Annotated in this window: 22 protein-coding genes; 8 read left to right on the plus strand and 14 right to left on the minus strand. The window is 65.1% G+C overall.

Translation table 11 applies throughout. The features are described 5' to 3' along the window. Position 1 precedes the first annotated feature (1 nt). The 9 genes from AAFP30_RS18900 to AAFP30_RS18940 all read right to left on the minus strand — a co-directional run bounded on the left by AAFP30_RS18900 (position 2) and on the right by AAFP30_RS18940 (position 7967). Positions 2–718 carry an ABC transporter ATP-binding protein gene (locus AAFP30_RS18900; protein ID WP_419231523.1) on the minus strand — a complete coding sequence of 239 codons (717 nt, stop codon included), beginning with the start codon at positions 716–718 and terminating at the stop codon, positions 2–4. Next, positions 711–1460: an ABC transporter ATP-binding protein gene (locus AAFP30_RS18905; protein ID WP_419231524.1), complete on the minus strand. Its 750-nt coding sequence runs from the start codon at positions 1458–1460 to the stop codon at positions 711–713. The genes AAFP30_RS18900 and AAFP30_RS18905 overlap by 8 nt, the downstream gene beginning before the upstream one ends. After that, entirely contained in the window at positions 1457–2359 is a 903-nt protein-coding gene (locus tag AAFP30_RS18910; protein WP_419231525.1) for a branched-chain amino acid ABC transporter permease, read from the minus strand. The genes AAFP30_RS18905 and AAFP30_RS18910 overlap by 4 nt, the downstream gene beginning before the upstream one ends. Then, positions 2356–3240, minus strand: a complete 885-nt coding sequence (locus tag AAFP30_RS18915) for a branched-chain amino acid ABC transporter permease (RefSeq protein ID WP_419231526.1) — start codon at positions 3238–3240, stop codon at positions 2356–2358. Before AAFP30_RS18915 ends, AAFP30_RS18910 begins: the two co-directional genes overlap by 4 nt. Before the next feature lie 37 nt (positions 3241–3277). Beyond that, positions 3278–4447 (minus strand): ABC transporter substrate-binding protein, encoded by a 1170-nt coding sequence (locus tag AAFP30_RS18920; RefSeq protein WP_419231527.1) that lies wholly within the window; start codon positions 4445–4447, stop codon positions 3278–3280. 234 nt (positions 4448–4681) lie between these two features. Next, positions 4682–4948 (minus strand): FAD-binding protein, encoded by a 267-nt coding sequence (locus tag AAFP30_RS18925; protein ID WP_419231528.1) that lies wholly within the window; start codon positions 4946–4948, stop codon positions 4682–4684. Continuing rightward, complete coding sequence (locus AAFP30_RS18930) at positions 4932–6371, minus strand: FAD-dependent oxidoreductase (protein ID WP_419231529.1); 1440 nt, start codon at positions 6369–6371, stop codon at positions 4932–4934. The genes AAFP30_RS18925 and AAFP30_RS18930 overlap by 17 nt, the downstream gene beginning before the upstream one ends. 17 nt (positions 6372–6388) lie before the next feature. Then, positions 6389–6811, minus strand: a complete 423-nt coding sequence (locus tag AAFP30_RS18935) for a nuclear transport factor 2 family protein (RefSeq protein ID WP_419231530.1) — start codon at positions 6809–6811, stop codon at positions 6389–6391. A 34-nt stretch (positions 6812–6845) separates the two neighbouring features. Continuing rightward, entirely contained in the window at positions 6846–7967 is a 1122-nt protein-coding gene (locus AAFP30_RS18940; RefSeq protein ID WP_419231531.1) for an NDMA-dependent alcohol dehydrogenase, read from the minus strand. A 148-nt stretch (positions 7968–8115) separates the two neighbouring features. Here AAFP30_RS18940 and AAFP30_RS18945 point away from each other — a divergent pair, with 148 nt between their 5' ends. Further along, positions 8116–9366, plus strand: coding sequence for an MFS transporter (locus AAFP30_RS18945; protein ID WP_419231532.1), 1251 nt, complete (start codon positions 8116–8118; stop codon positions 9364–9366). A 10-nt stretch (positions 9367–9376) separates the two neighbouring features. On the opposite strand, the gene AAFP30_RS18950 is transcribed toward AAFP30_RS18945, so the two are convergent. Next, on the minus strand, positions 9377–10279 hold the full coding sequence (locus AAFP30_RS18950; RefSeq protein ID WP_419231533.1) for an SMP-30/gluconolactonase/LRE family protein: 903 nt from the start codon (positions 10277–10279) through the stop codon (positions 9377–9379). 168 nt (positions 10280–10447) lie between these two features. On the opposite strand from AAFP30_RS18950, the gene AAFP30_RS18955 reads away from it, so the two are divergent. From AAFP30_RS18955 to AAFP30_RS18965, 3 genes are all read left to right on the plus strand, one after another. Continuing rightward, positions 10448–11365 (plus strand): alpha/beta hydrolase, encoded by a 918-nt coding sequence (locus AAFP30_RS18955; protein WP_419231534.1) that lies wholly within the window; start codon positions 10448–10450, stop codon positions 11363–11365. A gap of 24 nt (positions 11366–11389) precedes the next feature. Further along, a complete protein-coding gene (locus tag AAFP30_RS18960) occupies positions 11390–11695 on the plus strand; it encodes an EthD family reductase (RefSeq protein WP_419231535.1) in 306 nt (101 codons plus the stop codon). Positions 11696–11922: 227 nt separating this feature from the next. Further along, entirely contained in the window at positions 11923–12663 is a 741-nt protein-coding gene (locus AAFP30_RS18965; RefSeq protein WP_419231536.1) for a FadR/GntR family transcriptional regulator, read from the plus strand. Between the two features lie 7 nt (positions 12664–12670). Here AAFP30_RS18965 and AAFP30_RS18970 read toward each other — a convergent pair whose 3' ends face one another. Next, a complete protein-coding gene (locus tag AAFP30_RS18970; protein ID WP_419231623.1) occupies positions 12671–13657 on the minus strand; it encodes an NADPH:quinone oxidoreductase family protein in 987 nt (328 codons plus the stop codon). A gap of 134 nt (positions 13658–13791) precedes the next feature. Between AAFP30_RS18970 and AAFP30_RS18975 the strand changes: the two genes are divergently transcribed. The 4 genes from AAFP30_RS18975 (at position 13792) to AAFP30_RS18990 (ending at position 17270) form a co-directional block, all read left to right on the plus strand. Further along, a complete protein-coding gene (locus AAFP30_RS18975) occupies positions 13792–14652 on the plus strand; it encodes a mycofactocin-coupled SDR family oxidoreductase (RefSeq protein ID WP_419231537.1) in 861 nt (286 codons plus the stop codon). A gap of 106 nt (positions 14653–14758) precedes the next feature. After that, on the plus strand, positions 14759–16081 hold the full coding sequence (locus AAFP30_RS18980; RefSeq protein ID WP_419231538.1) for an MFS transporter: 1323 nt from the start codon (positions 14759–14761) through the stop codon (positions 16079–16081). A gap of 12 nt (positions 16082–16093) precedes the next feature. Beyond that, on the plus strand, positions 16094–16540 hold the full coding sequence (locus AAFP30_RS18985) for a nuclear transport factor 2 family protein (RefSeq protein WP_419231539.1): 447 nt from the start codon (positions 16094–16096) through the stop codon (positions 16538–16540). Continuing rightward, the gene (locus AAFP30_RS18990) at positions 16533–17270 is read left to right on the plus strand and encodes an SDR family NAD(P)-dependent oxidoreductase (protein WP_419231540.1); all 738 of its coding nucleotides are present in this window, start codon (positions 16533–16535) and stop codon (positions 17268–17270) included. The genes AAFP30_RS18985 and AAFP30_RS18990 overlap by 8 nt, the downstream gene beginning before the upstream one ends. 139 nt (positions 17271–17409) lie before the next feature. On the opposite strand, the gene AAFP30_RS18995 is transcribed toward AAFP30_RS18990, so the two are convergent. The 3 genes from AAFP30_RS18995 to AAFP30_RS19005 are packed head-to-tail and all read right to left on the minus strand — an operon-like array spanning position 17410 to position 20192. Then, complete coding sequence (locus tag AAFP30_RS18995; RefSeq protein ID WP_419231624.1) at positions 17410–18534, minus strand: epoxide hydrolase family protein; 1125 nt, start codon at positions 18532–18534, stop codon at positions 17410–17412. 14 nt (positions 18535–18548) lie between these two features. After that, complete coding sequence (locus AAFP30_RS19000) at positions 18549–19355, minus strand: IclR family transcriptional regulator (protein ID WP_419231541.1); 807 nt, start codon at positions 19353–19355, stop codon at positions 18549–18551. Between the two features lie 51 nt (positions 19356–19406). After that, entirely contained in the window at positions 19407–20192 is a 786-nt protein-coding gene (locus tag AAFP30_RS19005) for a 2-keto-4-pentenoate hydratase (protein WP_419231542.1), read from the minus strand. Between the last annotated feature and the right edge of the window lie 2 nt (positions 20193–20194).

The raw sequence follows: 20194 nt of genomic DNA on the forward strand, positions 1-20194 counted from the left end.
TTCAGGCGTTTTCGTCGAATGCCGACTCGCCGAGGACCGCGTGGACGGCGGCCTTGTCCGCGTCCGCAGCAGCGCCATTCCAGACGGTCTTGCCGCGCGTGATCACCGCGACGTCGTCGGCGATCCGGATTCCGGCATCGGCGTTCTGCTCGACGATGAGCACCGCGATGCCGCCGTCGGCGATCTCACGGACCTTGGTCATCACCGAGTCGACCATCGTCGGCGCCAACCCCATGGACGGCTCGTCCATCAGGATGACCTTCGGCTGGGACATCAGCGCGCGTCCGAAGGCGAGCATCTGCTGTTCGCCGCCACTGAGCAGCCCGGCCTGACTGTCCTTACGGTCGGCCAGGATCGGGAACTGCTCGTACACTTCGGCGATCGTCGCATCGGCCGCGCCGCGCGATGCCCGGTAGCCCCCGATCCGCAGGTTCTCTTCGACGGTGAGCGTCGAAAAGACCCGCCGCCCTTCGGGAACCAGCACGAGCTTGTTGCGCACCATCGTGTGGGCCCGGCGGCCGGCCAGATCGACCCCGTCGACGAGCACGGACCCCGACTTCGGTTTGTGGTAGCCGGCGATCGCCCGCAGACTCGTCGTCTTGCCTGCGCCGTTCGCGCCGAGCACCAACGTGACCTTCCCGGTGTCGGCCCGCAGAGCCACCCCCTGGACCGCGTTGACCGCACCGTAGCTGACGTTCAGATCGGTGACCTCAAGCATCGTGCGCCGCCTTTCCGAGATAGGACTCCCGGACGGCGTCGTCGGCGACGACGGCCTCCGGTTCGCCCTGCGCGATCAGTTCGCCCTGGTTCATGCCGAACAGGTAGTCGCACACGTCGACCATCATCTGCACGTCGTGCTCGACGAGGAGCTGAGTGAGCCCCTCGCTCTGCAGGGCCCGCATGAGGTCGCTGACCTCGTCGCGTTCGGCGGTGTTCATCCCCGCGGTCGGCTCGTCGAGCAGCAGCAGGCGCGGCTGCCCGACGATCGCCCGGGCGATCTCGACCCGGCGCTGCATGCCGTAGGAGAGTTCACTCGGCCGCATGCGTTGGACCGCAGTGATGCCGACCCGCTCCATGACCTCGTCAACCGATGTCGTGAGCTCATGTCGATGCGCTCGGGTGACGGTGTCGACGCCCAGTTGCACGTTGTCGCGAACCGTTCGGTCGTCGATCAGACGCACGGTCTGGAAGGTACGCGCGACACCCAGGTGCGCCACGCGGTGCGGTCGCAACCGGGTGAACTCCACACCGTCGAACATCATCTGCCCACGCGTGAGCGGGTTGAGCCGGGTGACGGCGCCCAGCAGCGTCGACTTGCCCGATCCGTTCGCGCCCATGATGCCGTAGATGCGGCCCTCGTCGAGCCTGATCGATACGCCGTCGACGGCTTTGACGCCACCGAAATGCACTGCGATGTCGGTCAGTTCGAGGAGCGGCACGCCGCTGTCGGTGCTGGTCATGACTCCACCTTTGCGAGGTCGGGGTGGACGGGTTCGTCGCCGACGTCGCGAACGTCCCGCGTTCGGACCCGGTGCCACAGGTCACGGATCACACCGAGGATGCCGTTGGGCAAGAACAGTGCGGCGAGCACCACGATGACGCCGTAGATGAACTCCTCCCATTCGCCGACGAAGGCGACGACGGTCGGCAGCCACACGAACACGATCGACCCGATGAGGACGCCCACCCAGGAGCGCGTCCCACCGACGACGATGACGGTCAGTGCGAGCACCACGAGGTGGAAGTTGACCTCTGCCGGGGTGATGGTGCTGCGCAGCAGTGTGGTGATGGCACCGGCCAGTCCGCCGACCAGCCCGGAGGCGAGAAAACTGAGCTTGCGGTACCGCGCGACATTGATGCCCATCGCGTTGGCCAGTTCGGGATCCTCCCGGACCGCGTCGATCCGGCGACCGAGTCCCCGCGACTCGGTGAGCTGCGTGACGGCGACGACGATGATCGTGACGACCAGGACCGACTCGAAGGTCAGGTCGCCGAGAGCACCGAACAGACCGGCGGCGCCGCCGGTGAGTGCACCGCCGTTCACCGCGACGACCGCCACGATCAGCGTGAACGCGATCGTCGCCATACCGAGGTACAGGCCGTTCAGCTTGTGGATGATCAGGCCGAGCAGGTACACCACGACGCCCGGGATGAGCATGCCGAGCACGATCGACGGGAAGGTCGACCAACCGAGGTGAATCATCGCGGCGGCGGCCGTGTAGCCGCCGATGCCGAAGGCCCCGATGCCGGCGAACGAGAACACTCCCATCCGCATGGGGATCTGGATGCTCAACGCCATCAACAATGTGGTCAGCGTCTGCTGCAGCAGAACGGTGTTGGCGTAGTACCAGTCGCTCATGTGCGTCTCACTTCCTTGGTTCCGAAGATTCCTTGCGGGCGGAAGAGGAGGACCAGGAAGATCAGGCCGAATGACACTGCGTCGACCCAGGTTCCGAGGTCGAGATGGATCATCAGCGTTTCTGCGGCCGCCAGGATGTACGCACCGAGAACCGCGCCGCCCATCGATCCGAGACCGCCGAGCACGATGATCGCGAATGCCTTGATCAGCAGCGGATCACCCGATTCGGGAGCGATCGCGCCGAGTTGCAGGGTCAGCAGGGCACCGGCCAGACCGGCCAGCCCACCGGCGACGGCCATTGTGCCCAACGCCAACGCGCTGCGATTGACGCCCATGCCCTCGCTGGTCTCCTGGTCGACACCGATGGCCCGTAGGGCCAGCCCCTGCCGAGACTTCTTGAGCCACACCGTGAGACCCACGCCGATGCCGATCGCGGCGACCAGGATGATGATGGTCGTCGTGGTCAGCCGAAGACCAGCGACCTCGAAGACCGACGCCTCGTAGTTCGTCGTGAATCCGAACGGGCTGGCCCCGGTGACGCGCTGGACGATGGCGATCGGGATGGCCGACACGCCGATGCCCGCAATGATGATCCGCAGTTCGGTCGTGCGGTGGTCGGCGCCCGCGCGCACAATCTGCTGGAAGACGAGGAGCTGGGTCAACAGAGACAGCACCGCGCCGACGCTGATCGCAATGAGCAGAATCACCGGCAGTGGGAGGGCCGCCTCCTTGGTGACCAGGTAGGCGACGAACACGGAGAACACGAACGTCGCACCGTGCGCGAAGTTCAGGATTCCGATGGTGCCCCACGCCAGCGCCATACCCAGCGCGAACAACAGATACACCGAACCCAGCGTCGCTGCATTCAGAACTTCCTGCATGTCGGGTTTCCTCTGTCTCGACGACTGCGGTGGGGTGTCAGGCCGGCGAGTCGACTAGCGACTCTTTTCCGTTGTCCCACTTCACCATTGCGCCGGTCACGCGCATGTCGTTGCCGTCGAAGGTCAACGGGCCCATGGCACCGGTGAAGCCTTCGCCCGCGACCTGCGTGAGTCCCTTCTGGATGCCCTCGCGCGACGAGTCACCCGATGCCTTGATGCCGCGGGCGATCCACCAGAGTGCGTCGTAACCTTCGGCGGCGTAGGCGTCCGGCGCTGCGCCGTACTTCTCGGTGAAGGCCTTGGTGAACGCTGTCGAGGTGTCGCCGGTCATCGCCACCGAGAAGTCGACGGGGTACACGAGACCGTTGGCGGCCGCGCCTGCCGGGGCGGCATTGCCCGATCCTTGCACCGACGTGCCGACGATCTGTCCGGTGTAGCCCGCCTGACGCAGTTGCTTCATGAATGTCACCGCCTGCGACGCAATCAGCATCATGACGACGGCCGGCGGATTCGCCTGCGCGATCTGCTGCGCCTGGCCGGTGAAGTCCTGGGTTGTCGACTGAACCTCGATCGACTGATCGATCTTGATTCCGTTGGCCGCGGCCTCCTTCGGGAACACCGTCTTACCGAGGTTTGCGAAGGTCGGATACGTCGCGTTGTAGATCACCGACGCGGCTTTGAGGTTGTTGTTGGCGAGCCACTTCGCGGCGATGTTGTAGTAGCTCTCCATCGGCGCGGTCGCACGGAACGTGTAGTCGTTGATCACGACGCCGTTGGCGCCCGACTGGGTGAACACCGTCGGCACCTTGCTCTGCCCGACGATAGGCGCCACAGCCGCAGCCTGCTGCGCCATCGTCGGCCCGAGGATGGCGGAGACCTTCTGGTTGGCCATCGCCTTGGTCATCTCACTCACCGCGCGGTCGATCTCGCCTGCGGTGTCGACCTGCTCCAGGGAGATTTTCGCACCGTTGCCGAGATAGTCCTGCTCGTTGATCTGTTCGATCGCGAGCTGGGCCCCCTTGCTCGCTCCGACGCCCGCGTAGGCCACCGGACCGGTCTGGTCGTTGACCGCCTCGACGGTGATGTCGGGGGCGATCCCCTGGCCGGTCTGCTGCGCGCCGCCACCGCTGCTTCCGCACGCGGCCACCGTGAGCACGGCGGCCGCGGCCATCGCGACCAGCGCCGTCTTCGTCGATTTGATCTTCATGTGTGAGAGTCCTTTTCATGTCGCCGGCGGAAGAACCGGCTGGGGATGAGCCTGCGGATGGGAGGTGGCAATCACCGCCGATAAGACACAGTTCCTGATAATAGTAAATATGGTTGTCGCCACACTGTCAACGCTTTCAGGCGATTCATAATCATCAATAATGAGGATGTCGGTAGCCAGGAGGGCGTCGACACCCGATGGATGTCGACGCCCTCCTGTGCGAAACCGGACCGGTCAGGCGATCGGCGCACCCGCCAGCTCGTGGCCGATGAGGTAGGCCAGGGTGAGTCCGCGACCGAGCGCGATCCCGGAGTTGTACGCGGTGCCGGTGGTCGTCAATGCGGCGACCGACCCCGCGGCGTACAGACCGGCGATCGGGCGGCCGGAACCATCGAGCACCCGTCCGTCGCCGTCGATGTGCACACCGCTCGTCCCGATTCCCGTGCCGACAAATCGCAGGCGGATCCCGAAGAACGGCGCCTGCTCAATCGGACCGAGCACCGGCGACGGGGGTGTGGTCGGGGTCGCCGGCGAACCGATTGACGTAATCAACACTGCCGCGGCCGAATTCCGGGTCCACACCATCACGGGCGAACCCGCTGAACCGCTGCGCCGTCGCCTCCAGCTCGGCACCGTCGATGCCGAGCTTCTCACCGAGTTCGGCAAGGGAGGCGCCGTGGCACACCCAACCCTCGGGATACTCGCCGCCGGGCGGTGTCGCGGCCAGCCCGTACTTGCGGCGATGCTGATCGTCCCAGATCAGGAAGAACGGCAGATGCCGGTTGTCGGGGTCCAGGGTCTTGCGGCAGATGTCGACCCAGTACGAATCGTTGCAGTACCGACGTCCCGTCCGGTCGACGATCATCGAGTGCGGCATCGCGTACTCGGGGCCGTAACCGAACCCGGTACCCACCTGCGACCGCCAGCCCGGCAGGATCGGGGTGGCATTGGCGGGGATGCGCGCCAGCTGGCCGCCGACCGACCGCGCCAACCGCAGTCCGTCGCCCCGAATCGATTCCGGCGCAACCGAACCCCAGTCCTCCGGAGTGAGACCAAGGATGTCCGAGACCAATTCGGGGTCCCAGTCGTAGGTACTGGTTGCGAGCACCACGGGACCGCGCACGTCCACCTCACCGTCGGGCGTCTGCGCGCGAACCCCGACGACGGCGCCACTCGCATCCTGCAGCAGTTCGGTGACGCGATGCTCGAGCCGAATGTCGATCGACGCTTCCTTGAGGACCCGACGAAGGAAGGACGCGACGACGCCGGTGCCGTAGGTGAGGGGGTCGCCGTGGGCCGGCCCGTCGAATCCGTTGTCGTCGGCGAGACCGAACGCCGGCAGCCCGGCGTGCGCATGCTTGCCCGCCTCGGCTTCGTGACCGTCGTCGTCCACATACGTTGCGCGACGACCCTTCTCGAGCAGCTCCCGATAAGTGGTGCCGACCGGGAAATACGGGCTGTACCGTAGCTTTTCCCGCCACTGCCCGAGCGCGGAACCGTCGATCACCTCGTTGGTGAGGTACCGCCCTTGTGGCAGTGCCCCGTCCGCTTCGTTGTGATAGTCGGCGAGTCCGGGGATCACCGTCCACTGGATGGCGTCGAGGTCCTCCCAGAATTTCATTGCGGCCGGTGACGTCGTCAGCCACCGCATCAGGGCGGCCTCGTCGAGCACCTCGGGGGCGAGATGCTTTGCAACATCACGGATGTAGGTCTCCGTCAGATCAAGGGAGTCCTCGATACCTTCCCGTTCGGCGACGTGATTGGCACCGCACCACACCTGCCCGCCCGAGTACGCGGCCGCGCCCCCGACGAGATCGGCCGCTTCCAGGACCACCGCGGGGCGCCCTTGCGACGCGCACGCGAGCGCGGTGGCGAGGCCGGAGAGACCTCCGCCGACCACGACTATCGGTTCTTGCTCATGCACAGTGTTGCTCCTGGCTATCAGACTTCGAAACCGTCCATCTGCGGTGTCGTCATCGGCGTGATGATCCGTTCGGAGATCTTCCAGCCATCGGCGGTCCGGACGTACTTGTCCCGGTTGAGCGCGATCGCCTTGATCTGCGCGCCGTTGTTCATCTCGGCCTCGGCGTACACGTAATTCGTTCCGTGCGCGTGGTCGTCGTCGTCGAAGTCGACGAGGTGATTGGTCAGGATGTGGGCGCCCCGCGCGACCGCCGCCGCGTCGGCGACGAAGAACGCGTGGATGGCGTCGTAACCCTCGTAACGCTCGAGACCGACGGCCGTCGCGTCCCATACTCCGTCCCGGGCGAAGGCCGATGCGGCCTCGTCCGGATCGGCGAGATCGAGTCCGCGGGCGTACAGGTTGGTGGCCCGCACGATGTCATTGATGTCGTCTGCGCGCATGGTGTTCCTTGAGGCGTTGGCGATGGTCATCGGATCAGAGGTCGTAGGAGATGACGCCGCGGATGTTCTTGCCTTCACGCATGTCGGCCACCGCTTCGTTGATCTGCTCGAGTTCGTAGGTCTTGGTGACGAGTTCGTCGAGCTTGAACTGCCCGCGCCGGTACATGTCGGCGATCATCGGGATATCGCGGCGTGCGTTGGTCGAGCCGTACAGGGTGCCCTGCAGGCGCTTGCCGCTCATCGCGAAGGTGAACAGATCGAAGGGCACGTCGCGCTGAGTGACCGGTGCCGCAGAGGTGACGACCAGGGTGCCGCCGCGGCAGACCATCTCCTGCGCCGGATTGAGCAGTTCACCACGCATGATGTCGACGGTGAGGAGCACCTTGTCGGCACCCTGACCGCCGGTCAGCTCGGACACCAGGCTCGCTGCCTGCTCCAGGTCGGTCGCGGTGTGGGTGGCACCGAATTCCTTTGCCTTGTCGCGCTTGAACTCGACGGGGTCCACTGCGATCACGTTCTTCGCACCCTTGTGCAAGGCGCCCTGGACCGCGTTCATACCGACACCGCCGGTGCCGATCACGACGACCGTCTCACCGAGTTGGACGTCGGCGGCGTACACCGACGATCCCCATCCGGTCGGCACACCGCATCCGATCAGGGCCGCCTTGTCCAGCGGGATGTCCTTGCCGATCTTCACGCACGAGTCGATGTTGACGACCACGTACGGCGAGAAGGTGCCCAGGTAGGAGAACGGTCCGACGCCCTGACCTCGCGCGTGGATGCGGTGGGTGCCGTCCGGCGCGAAGCCGCCGAGCACACCCGCACCCATCTCGCACAGATTGGTGAGTCCGACATTGCACTTCGCGCAGTGGCCGCACGCGGGCATGAACGACAGGACGACGTGGTCACCGACCTCGAAATCGGTGACGTGCGGGCCGACCTCCTCGATGATGCCTGCGCCTTCGTGCCCACCGATGATCGGTGCCCAGTCCAGCGGAATGTCGCCGGTGTCGACGTGGTCGTCACTGTGACAAATGCCCGACGCGGCCAGTTTGATCTTCACTTCGCGACTCTTCGGCGGATCGATCTCGATCTCTTCGACGCTCCAGCCCGACCGGGTTCCGGGCTCCCAGATCAGCGCACCCATCGTCTTCATAGTGTTCTCCTCAGAGTCGCTCGCCACAGGCGTCGGCGAGGTGTATGCCGCTTGGTCGGCATCACGTGATCGGCATCTCGTGACGCTAATCACGCTAACCATTATCATGGTAGAAGTAAAGGGTGCTTCGAGTAGAGACCACGAAAGAGTGACGGAGAGAACCGATTCGGCGCAGGTCACGCCGTCGGCACCCACCTCGACAACCGGTGGACGTGCGGTGGCCGCATACGGCATCGCCGCGACGGTCGCTTTCTGCCTCCTCGTGGTCGGGTCGAACATCCCGGGGCCACTGTTGCCGGTCTATCGCGATCGATTGGATCTGAGCACCTTCACGGTGACCGCCCTGTTCGCCGTGTACCTCGTCGGTCTCGTCGCGACGTTCACCGTCGTCGCCCACAGTCGCCTGCCACGACACTCGACGCGCGTCCTGCCGATCGCCGTGGCACTGGTCTTCGCCGGCGACGTCGCACTGCTCGCCGGAAACCATTCGGTCGCATGGCTGTTCGTGGGTCGCGTCCTGGTGGGCATCGCGGTGGGCCTGGGCACCGGAGCCGCGGCCACCATCGTCCTCGCCACTCGGGGCGAACGCGGCCGCGCCATCGCCGCCACCGGCACGCTCCTCGGTTCATTTCTCGGCCTGCTGGCCTCGGCCGTCGTCGCCGACCTGCTACCCGGCCCGACGACGACGATCTACTGCATCCACATGGCCCTGCTGGTGGCCGCGGCCGTCGCCTTGGCCTGGACCCACCACCGGTCACGGACCACCGTCGCGCACCTCATCCGTGGTCCCGAGCACGAGTCCGCGATCCCGACCGACCTCCCGGCGCAGGCGGATGTCCAGCGATATCCGCGCCGAGTACGACTGGCCGGCTTCGCCCTCGGTACCGCGGGGTGGGCGATCGGCGGTGTTGTCGTCGGCCTGCTCCCGACCGTCGTCACCGACATGACGGGATCCGGATCGATCATCGTGACCTCGCTCGCCCCGATCGTGCTCATCGGAGTCGCTTGCGCGGCACCGCGCATCGTCGCGTCGGTGCCCTCGCCGGTGAGCGCGGTGGCCATCGGGGTCGGAGCCGTGCTGTGCTTCGTCGGCGTGTGGACGAGCAGCCTTCCGGTCATCCTGGTGTGCTGCGTGGCCTGGGGCGCCGGGCAGGGCTTCGCCTACGGCAACGGGTTGAAGATCGTGACCGCCGGCCTGCGCCCGGTGGACCAGGGCCGCATCGCCTCCCAGTACGCGTCGATCGCGTACGGATTCACCAGCATCCTGTCCGTGGCGATCGGATCGATCGCGACCGCAGCCGGAATGACCGTGGGACTGGGATTCGCGGCTGCGGTCTTCGTCGTGCTGTGCGGGGTCACGATCGGGCTCGGCTACCGACGTTGGCCGGCCCGAATCTGACCGTCGCGAGTCAGATCGCGGTGGCCAGCAGGCTCGCGTCCCGCGTGTCCCGACGCTGATGTTCCGACGACGACGGTGCGGCACATCCGTACAGGACATCGCCGTTCGCGCCGCCGACCGCGCACGCGAACACCCCGGTGTCGAAGTGCTTCTCGTCGAGGATCTCGCCGCCCTCGGCCACCCGGATCACCCGCTGGTTGAGCGCGTCGGCGACCCAGATCGTGCCGGCCTCGCCGAGGCAGATGCCGTCCGGCGCAACCTGCGAGGCCGCCATCGCGTCACGCACAGACGTGCGCGGGACCTCCGGGCCGAATGCCGCCCAGACCCGCCGCCGGCTCAACGTCCCCTCCCGGTCGAGATCGAACGCGGTCAGTCGGTTGCCCATGCTCTCGGCGACCACGAATGTCCGAACGTCGTCGTCGGGCGATCCGATGATCACCGAGCCGTTCGGGAACAGGAGGTCGTCGGCCGCCACGCGCGACGAACCGTCCGGCGCAACGTGAATCAGCACCGCGGACTCCACATACGAGCGGGACCGGAACTCGAAACCGAACGTCGAGATGAACGCATGCCCGTTCTCGTCAACGGTCATGTCATTGAGTTTCCCGGTCGCGAGCGCGGAGACGTCGGCGTGCACCGACACCGAGGTCGGATCGTTCGCGTCGTCGCGGACGAGGATGCGTCCGTCGACCATCGACACGATCAGGAGGCGGCCGTCCGGCAGCCATCCGAGCCCCGACGGTTGATCGTCCATCGTCACCTCGACGCGCACGTCGTCGCTCTCGCCGATGGAGAGCACCTCACGCGTGTACAGGTCAGACACCCAGAGTCGACCGGCACGCCAGCGGGGGCACTCCAGGAACGCACGCCCGTCCACCACCGTCGTAACTGCGACTGCAGACTTGCTCGCCATCGGTTCTCTCCTCACTTCGGTTTCATCGACCGCACGCGGCCCGTCGGTCATAATCATGCACATAGTTTCAGCCACTCGCAAACGTCTGTGTGATCGTTGACACAGCAATATTCCATTCATATGATGTGCATGATTACCCCAAAATTGACCCACGTGAAGGCGGCTCAGATGAGTTTGGACGAAGCGACGACGGCATTCCTGGCCCAGGCGGCCGAGGACGGTGGCAAACCGTTGTACGAGATGACGCCGGACGAGGTCCGGTCCATGAACGACAGCTTCATCGAGCTCTACGGCCCCGGCCCCGACATGGCGTCGGTGGAGAATCTGACCGTCGAGGCCGCCGACGGGTACGAGATCCCGGTCCGTGTTCTCACACCGTCGGAGGACCCGCGCGGCGTGCTGATCTACTACCACGGCGGCGGATGGGTGGTCGGCAATCCCGACCAGTTCGACACCCTCGCGCGACAACTGGCCGCAGGCACCGGCTGCACGGTGGTCCTGCCCGACTACCGGCTTGCACCGGAGAACGTGTATCCGGCAGCCGCGAATGATGCGTGGGATGTTGCCATCTGGACCGCGAAGCGCTTCGGGGATCTGCCGCTACTGGTCGGCGGCGACAGTTCGGGCGGCAACCTCGCCGCGGTCGTCGCGCAGCAGGCCGCTCGGGAAGGCGCGCCGACGATCTCGTTCCAGGCGCTGGTCTACCCGGTCACCGACAGCGACACCGAGAACGCAACCTACCTCGACCCGGCGAACCAGCTCATGCTCGACAAGAAGTCGATGGACTGGTTCTGGGAGCTCTACACGCCGGATGCGAGCACCCGCGCGAATCCGAATGTGTCTCCGCTGCAGGGCGATGTCTCCGGCACTGCGCCCGCGGTAGTACTCATCGCCGAGCACGATGTCCTGCGCGGCGAGGGCGAGGCCTACGCCGCCAAGCTCGAGGCGGCGGGCGTGCCGGTCCAGACCCGGGTGTTCGACGGCCAGATGCACGGCTTCTTCCAGTTCGTGAACATTCTGCCCGGATCGGCCGACGGCATCGAGTACGTCTGCACCGCGGTCACCGCCCACCTCGATTCCCTGTAAACGGCTCTGTCGAAAGGACATCCCATGTTCCGCATCACCGTGAACTACAACCATCCCGAGAACCCCGAACAGTTCCTCGAGCACTACCGGTCCGTCCACGCTCCCCTGACCGCGACGATGCCGGGCATGACGTCGTTCGAGTGGGGCGTCTGCGAGACGCTCGACGGCTCGGATCCTGAGCACTTCGTCGTCGGCGTTCTGACGTTTCCGACCAAGGACGACGCGATCGCCGGACTGAGCTCACCGGAGGGCCAGGCGGGTAGCGCCGACATGGCCAATTTCGCGGGTGCTGGCGCCACGATCGACATGCACGAGGTCACCGTCGCCTGACCGATTTCTCCGCTTCCTGCACCGACCGACCGCCGGGTGCCCCGACCCGCGGTCGGTCGGTGCGTTGTAGAAGCCGCAAGATCGAGTACGCTTGCCCCGTAAGTATCGTGATGTTTGTCATGATTTAGGTCACGCTCCCGCAGGTCGAGCCGGCGCGAGCTGCCAACAGAGGGGGCAGATCGAGTGCGCACTACCAGATTCGACGGTTCACCGGCAGGAGCTCGCCGGTGACAGGCCCGGCACGATCACCGAAGGCTGCGCTGGTCGTGAGCCAACGAATCGTGCAAGAAGCGCTCGACGCGGGTCTGGGGCCCGGGGATCTGCTGCCGTCCGAGAAGCTGATGGTCGACAAGTACCAGATCGGCCGCGGCACCCTCCGCGAAGCACTTCGCCTCCTCGAGTTCCAGGGCGTCGTCGTCATGAAACCCGGTCCGCGCGGCGGGCCGGTACTCCAGGAACCCACCGGCTCATTCCTGTCCGGCGCGTTCGTGTTGCTGATGCAGCTGCGCAATGCGCCCCTGCGATCGATCTTCGAGGCCCGACTCAGCATCGAACCGGTCATCACCCAACTCGCCGCCGCGAACATCTCCGACGAACGGTTGGCCGAAGTCGGTGCCACGGTGGAGCAGATGGCGGTGGCACTCAAGAGCGACCGTCGTGCATTCCTGGAGGCCAACAAGGAGTTTCACGACATCATTGCCTGGTCGACGGACAACCCGTTGCTCGGTTACCTCGCCGATTCGCTCCTCGAGGTCACCAACAGCACGATCGTTGGAATGGACTTTCCGCAGGTGCGCCGGAAGGCGACGCTGACTGCTCACGAGTCGATCTTCGCCGCCATGAGCGAGCGCGATGCCGCGAAATCCATGGCGGCGATGAGCGAGCACATCGATGACTACCTGAAGTACGCGGAGAAGAAGTTCCCCGACATCATCGGGTCCGTGGTCCGCTGGGATCGCGACCTGTAGCCGGGCCTTACTGCGCCTCGAAGACCACGCGCCCGATCGTGGTGCCCTCGCCGAGGCGCGCCACACCGTCGGCCACATCGGTGAATGCCAGACGCTCGCCGATCAGGGGCTTGATCGAGCCATCATCGGCGAGTCGAGTCAGCGTCCGATGGCAGTCCTGTACGGCCGGTAAGTTTTTATGCTTGTACAGACCCCAGTGCACGCCCACTATCGAATAGTTCTTCAGCAGTGCATGATTCAGCTTCGTCTCGGATATCCGTCCGCCGGCGAAGCCGATCACCAGGATGACACCCTCGAAGGCCACGCATTTGGTCGATCGGTCGAACGTGTCGCCACCGACCGGGTCGTAGATGATGTCGGCGCCGCGACCGTCGGTCACCGCCTTGACGACCTCGACGAAATCCTCGGTGTGGCGGTCCACGACGACATCGGCACCCAGCCGCCGACAGTATTCGGCCTTCTGCGGGCCACCCACCACACCGATGACCGTGGCGCCGGCCGCCTTGGCCAGTTCCACCGCGGTGCTGCCGACTCCGCCGGTCGCCGCATGCACGAGCACCACGTCGCCCGGCTGTACATGCGTACGACGATGCAGCGCAAACCAACTCGTCTGATAGCCGATGGTCAACGACGACGCCTCCGCGTCGTCGAGCGAGGCCGGCGCAGGGTAGGCGGCAAACGCATCCATCACCGCGTACTCCGCGAATCCGCCGTGCGGTGGCACTGAGTTACCGACCACACGGTCGCCGACCGAATGTGTGGTGACGTCGCTACCGACGTCAACGACATCGCCGCACAATTCGACACCCGGCGTGAAGGGCAAGTCCGGCTTCACCTGGTAGATGCCACGACACATCAACACATCAGGGAAGTTGGCCGGCGCGGCACGCACCTTGACCAGGATCTGACCCGGTCCCGGTTCTGGGACCGGCACGTCGTCGAGGACGAGGACGTCCCGTGGCTCTCCGAGCTCCTGCACCCGCCAGGCCTTCATGATGGTCCTTCCCACGGTGAACTCCGCCTCGACATCCACGTCCTCACTGGCGGTTCCACATTTTGGTAATCATGTTTACCATAGATTAGACGTGAGGGTCGTCACACAGCAGAACAACCGAGAAGGAGCCGAACATGGGCATATTGGAAGGCAAGGTCGCTTTCGTGACCGGAGCCGCACGCGGCCAAGGTCGGGCACACGCTTTGACGCTCGCCGCCGAAGGTGCCGAGATCATTGCCGTCGACATCGACAAACCGATCGCCAACGTCGCCTACGACCACGCCACCGCAGCGGACCTCCAGGAAACCGCCGACCTCGTCGAGAAACTGGACCGGAGAATCCTCGCCACCACCGCCGATGTCCGGTCCAGCGATCAGCTGGATGCCGTGGTGGCCCAAGGCCTCGACACGTTCGGGAAGATCGACGTCGTCGTGGCAAATGCGGGCATCTACACCCAAGCACCATTCTGGGAGATGGACGAGCAGATGTGGGACGACGTACAGGACGTCAACCTGAAGGGCGTCTGGCGCACCATGAAAGCCGTTGTCCCGCACATGATCGACCGCAAGCGCGGGTCCATAGTCCTGACCTCGTCGGTCAATGGTGTGATCGGCAACCCGAATGCGGCTCACTACGCCGCCTCCAAGCATGGCGTCCTCGGCCTGATGCGTAGTGCCGCACAATCACTCGGCCCCCTGGGTGTTCGGGTGAACTCGGTCGCGCCCGGCCTGATCGACACCCCGATGACGAACTTCCAGGGCATGTACGACCAGATGGCCGGACACCCGGGCGCTGACCGGTCCGACTATGACCGCGCAGCACTACATTTCGGCATCCTGCGGGCTCAGGGCGCGCTCCCGCCGGAGACCATCGCCAACGCCGCGGCCTGGCTCGCTTCCGATGGTTCGTATGCGGTCACCGGTCAGAACATCGTCGTCGACGCCGGCCATACGATCATGCCGGGTTTCAATCCCGCTCCCGTCGAGTCGTTCTGACGCAGACAACAGAGTCTGGGACACAGGTCATATCTATGATAATGTTTGCTCTAGATCACACTTGCTCCGAGCGATCTCCCCCGCTCGGTCTATCGAGGAGAATCTGTTGATCAACAACAACATCCGGCAACGCAACGGGATCATCGTGCCCGTCATCTGCTGTATAGCCGTCATCTTCGACGGCTACGACTTGTCAGTCTTCGCAACCACGATTCCCTCGCTGCTGGACTACGAGCCCTGGGACCTCGATGCCGCTGAAACCGGTCTGATCGCCAGCTACGCGTTCATGGGCATGCTGGTCGGCACCCTGATCTGCGGGTTCGCCACCGACCTCATCGGCCGGCGGAAGATGCTGATGGCCAGCATGAGCTGGTTCTCGATCTTCATGGGGGCGTGCACCGTCGCTCCCACCGCAGAGCTATTCGGCCTGTTTCGGTTCCTGTCCGGCATCGGCCTCGGGGGTCTACTGCCCACCGCGTTGGCGCTGTCTGTCGAGTTCGCGCCGCGCACCCGCCGAAACCTGGTCAACGCCCTCGTGAGCTCGGGGTTCTCGGTTGGCACCATCATCGCGGCGCTGCTGGGCCTGGTGATCTTGGAGCCCTTCGGCTTCCGGCCCATGTACGCGGTCGGTGTACTTCCGCTGCTGGTGCTGGTTCCCCTCTGCTACTTCGTGCTACCCGAGTCGCCGCAGTTCCTCACTTCCAAGGGGCGTGTGGATGAGGCCACGGTGATCGCACAGCGCTACGGCCTGCCCGATCCCGCACTGCAGTCCGCCTCCCCCGAACTCCACTCCCGCCTGCGTGACTTGTTCCACAAGCCGTTGATCGGCGTCGCAATTATCTTCGCCGGAGCGACCTTCATCGGCCAGCTGTTCATCTATGGCCTGGCCACCTGGCTGCCGCAGATCATGCGTTCTGCCGGATACCCGTTGGGCTCGGCGCTGAGCTTTCTCGCGACCATGAGCGTCGGCGCGATCATCGGCGCGGCGGCCATGTCGTGGTTTGCCGATCGCATCGGTCCGCGGCCGGTTGCTTTGTGCGGCTTCAGTATCGGCGTCGTCGCACTGCTCACCATGAGCATGGGACCGCCCACGGCCATCCTGTATGTCGCGGTGGCTCTCGCCGGCGTCGGCGCCAACGGCACTGCCGTCATCCTCAACGGCTTCATCGCCACCTGGTTCCCGGCGGCCAATCGCGCCACGGCGCTCGGCACGATCATGACCGTCGCCCGTCTTGGCGGCATCACCGGCCCGATCCTCGGCGGCTACATCATGGCAGCGAACCTGTCGGTCAGTTGGAGCTTCTACGTGTTTGTCATTCCGGCGATCGTCGGCATCGGGCTGGTCTTCCTCCTGCCCCGCAGACAGCTCGACGGCCGTCCGATCGGTTCGCTGCGCCAGGAGTCCACACCCGAACCAGTGACCGTCTGACAGGAGATTCCGTTGTCGAAAATCATTGAGAAGCAACAGCTTGCCGTCACCCCGGACGTGATGGAAGGGGTCCGGGCCGCACTGTACCGCTACGCCCTGGCCGTCGACACATCCGACGAGGACATGCTCGCCACCGCCCTGACCTCCGACGTCGCGCTGCATCGCGTCGACGGGCCGCGCGAAGGCATCGCCGCCGTACTCGCGTTCTATCGACAGGTGTTCGACGGACCGACGGTCTGGAGCAAACACCTGGTAAGCAACGTCACGTGTTCGGCGTCGACCGACGGCTACCACGTGGACGCCTACTTCCAGGCAATCTCCCGTACCGCCGACACCGGAATCATGATCCTCGGCGAGTACCACGATCTGGTGGTCCGCGACTCCGACGGCACGTACCGGATCGCGATCAAGAATATCGATGTGCAACAAACCTTTCCGCTGGCGGTGACCAATGGCTGATCGTCCTGCTGCCGTCGTGACCGGAGCCGGACAGGGCATCGGCGCGGCGATCGCCGCCCGCTTCGCCCGGGACGGGTTCTCCGTCATCGGCCTCGATCTGGACCTCGATCGTGTGGAGAAGACCGCGGCGACCTGGGAGGGCTCAGGCCATCACGCCGTCCGCGGCGACGCCGCCTCCCCCGACGACGTCGGGCGCGCGTGCGACCTCGCCGATGGCCGGCTCACCACCTTCGTCGCGAACGCAGGGTTCGCCAAGGCCGGATCGTCCACGGACTATCCGCTCGAGGACTGGGACGCGATGCTGCGGGTTCACCTCACCGGAGCGATGGTCGGTGCCCAGCAGGCAGCGTCGCGTATGCCCGACGGCGGCGCCCTGGTCATGATGTCCTCGCTCAACGGACTCTTCGGTTTTCCCGGTCGCACCGCCTACGGTGCCGCAAAAGCCGGTGTCGCCGGACTGGTTCGGGGACTGGCGACCGAGTGGGCGCCACAGGGGATCCGAGTCAATGCGATTGCCCCGGGGTCGGTCATCACCGAACTGTCCAGGGACTTCCTGCGACGCGGCGTGATCAATGAGCAGGAGTTCCTCAACCGAATTCCGATGAACCGTTTCGGCGAACCCGCCGAGATCGCGGAGTTGGCGTTCTTCCTGGGTACACCGCTCGCCTCGTACATCACCGGCGTCGTCGTCCCGATTGACGGCGGTTGGAGCGCGCAGGGCATCGCCTGACCACGCTCCACCACCGCATCACCGAGTTCATCCGCTGGGTTTTCCTTCTTCCCTTAACAATTAGCGCCGGAGGAATCAAAACCCCGCGGAGGAAGCCAGCACGGGATGACCCCGACGCCACCCGCCGTATGGGCTCACGTCATCGCATGGTCGCGAAAAACTCGCGCACATCGTCGGTGAACAACTCCGGCTGCTCGAACGCCGCGAAATGGCCACCCCGGGGCATCGCCGTCCAGTGCGTGATGTTGTAGTTGGGCTCGCACCAGGAACGCAAGGGCCGGACGATCTCCTTCGGGAACGCGGCCACCCCGGTCGGCAGCTCGACCCGGTCGCCATTGGTGAAGGCACGCTTGCTTTCCCAATACAGACGCGCCGACGACGCACCGGTCGCGGTGACCCAATAGAGGGTCACGTTGTCGAGCATCTCATCACGGGTCAGCGCGTTCTCGGGATGTCCGTCACAATCAGTCCAGGACCAGAACTTCTCGACGATCCAGGCCAACAGCGCCACGGGCGAGTCGACCAGCCCGTACCCTACCGTCTGTGGGCGGGTGCCCTGCTGCTTCATATAGCCCGAATCCCACCGCTGATACTGCGCGCCCGCCGCCAGCGCTTCACGCTCGGCCGGATTCGGGTTCTCCCGAACCTCTTTCGGTGGTATGCCGATCGGCATGTTGAGGTGGATGCCCACGCAGTGCCCGACGTTGCGCCCGATCTGCGTGGTGACCGCCGCCCCCCAGTCGCCGCCCTGCGCGCCGTAGCGGTCATATCCCAGTCGCGTCATCAACGTCTCCCACGCCGCCGCGATCCGGTCGACTCCCCACCCCGACACCGCCGGTTTGCCGGAGAAGCCGTAGCCGGGCAGCGACGGGCACACCACATGAAAGGCGTCCTCGGCGCGACCACCGTAGGCAACCGGGTCGGTGAGCGGACCGATGACCTTGCCGAACTCGATGATCGACCCCGGCCACCCATGCGTGAGCAGCAACGGAAACGCATCCGGATGAGGAGACCGCTGATGGATGAAATGGATTGGCAATCCATCGATCTCGGTGACAAACTGGTCGAAACCATTCAGCGCCGCCTCGCGAACCCGCCAGTCGTACCCCGCCGCCCAATACTCCGCCAACTGCCGGGTGTAGGCCAACGGCATGCCCTGGGTCCAGTCGTCGACGGTTTCCGCCTCGGGCCAGCGAGTCTCGCGTAGCCGACGTCGCAGGTCGTCGAGCACCGAATCGGGAACATCGATCGCGAAGGGTTGGATCGCGTTCATGCCGATCAATCCGATAGCGCGCCGGCAGTGTTCAGATGGCTTCGGACTCGCTCCGCGCCATCGATCAAACGACGGGTCAACTCCGCTTGCTTCTCGTCGTCGATGCGGTGCACCGGTGCCACGTAGCTCAAAGCCGCGAGCAGACCTCCGCTGCTGTCCCGGATGGGCACTGCGACCGAGAAGATGCCCTCTTCCAGTTCTTCATCGGTGATGGCCCACCCGCGTTCCCGGGTCGTTTGCAGTTCGTTGCGCAGGTCGACGTAGTTGGTGATTGTGCGTTCGGTCAACGCCTCGAGGCGACCGGAGGTGGCGTCGATGAGTTCGTCGTCGGCGAGCTCGGAGAGAAGCAGCTTGCCGGTGGCCGATGCGTGCAGTGGCCACCGCTGACCCGGTAGGTCGGTGACCGACATCCCCACCCGCCGCGGGTTGGCCTGCACAACGAGGTCGAGGTCGAATCGGCCCCGTCGTAGTGAGAGGGTGACGGTCTCGCCGAGTTCTTCGGCGAGATCGCCGATTACTCCGTCGACTCGGGGTGCCAAGCGGGTTGCGGGGTCGATACCCCCGGCAAGTCGTGCGAGGTCCCAACCCAGTGAGTACCGGGTATCTTCACGCTCGACAAAGCCTTCTTCTTCCAAGGTGAGGAGGAGACGGAAGGTCGTCGCGCGGGGCAGCCCCATCGTTTGGGCCACCTCAGTGGCGGTCATGGGTCGAGAGCTCGCGCCCAGGGTTCGTAAGACGTGAACCGCCCGGATGACCGAGCGGTTTGACGCCATGGAACTGGCAGAGTCTCGCTGTTTCTGCGGCGACGACATGTGTGTCCTGTCTGTGGATGTTTCGTCCACTCTATAGAACGTGTCGCCTCATTAGGTGATCGCGTAGTCGAAGCTCACCTCTCCCCACCCGTCGAAGTGACCGGTGATCTGCTGTCCCGGAATCATTTTTTCCGCGGCGAGGATGCTGCCGGGCAGGACGAGCTGACCTGCTTCCAGGCCGATTCCGTACTCCGAGATCCGTCGGCAGAGCCACGCAAGTGCGCTGATCGGGCTTCCGTAGACGGCCGAGGTGTTGCCTTTGGCCTTGACCTCGCCGCCGAAACGGATCTCTCCAGGGGTGTCGGCGAGATTCACCTCGGACAGCTTGCGCGGGGTGCTCCCGATGATGACGGCGGCGCTCGAGCCGCAGTCGGCGAGTGTGTCGTGGATGTCGATGTTCCAGTCGCGGACTCGGGAGTCGATGATCTCTAGAGCGGGGACGACGTAGTCGGTGGCTGCGATGATGTCGACGGCGGTCACATGTGGGCCGCCCACGGACTTCTTCAGTACGAATGCCGGTTCGAGTTCGATAAAGGGCTCGATGAACTCATCCGCGCTGATCGCCAGGTTCTCCGGACGAAACTGGCCGGCCAACAGGTAGCCGTAGTCGGGTTCGTCGACGCCGAACTTGCTCTGCATCGCTTTGGCGATGTTGCCGAGTTTGAACCCGGCCACCGCGTCACCCGCGGCGACACGGCGCCGAATGACTTCTTGCTGGACTCGGAATGCGTCGGCCTTGGTTGGTCCACAGGTGCTATCGATGAGGGTGTCGACGGGAGTGCGGGATTCGTGGGCGGCGATGATCCGCTCGGCGGTGTCGATGATGTTGATGGGCATCC

Source organism: Gordonia sp. CPCC 205515 (genome assembly GCF_048537925.1).
Lineage (GTDB): Bacteria > Actinomycetota > Actinomycetes > Mycobacteriales > Mycobacteriaceae > Gordonia.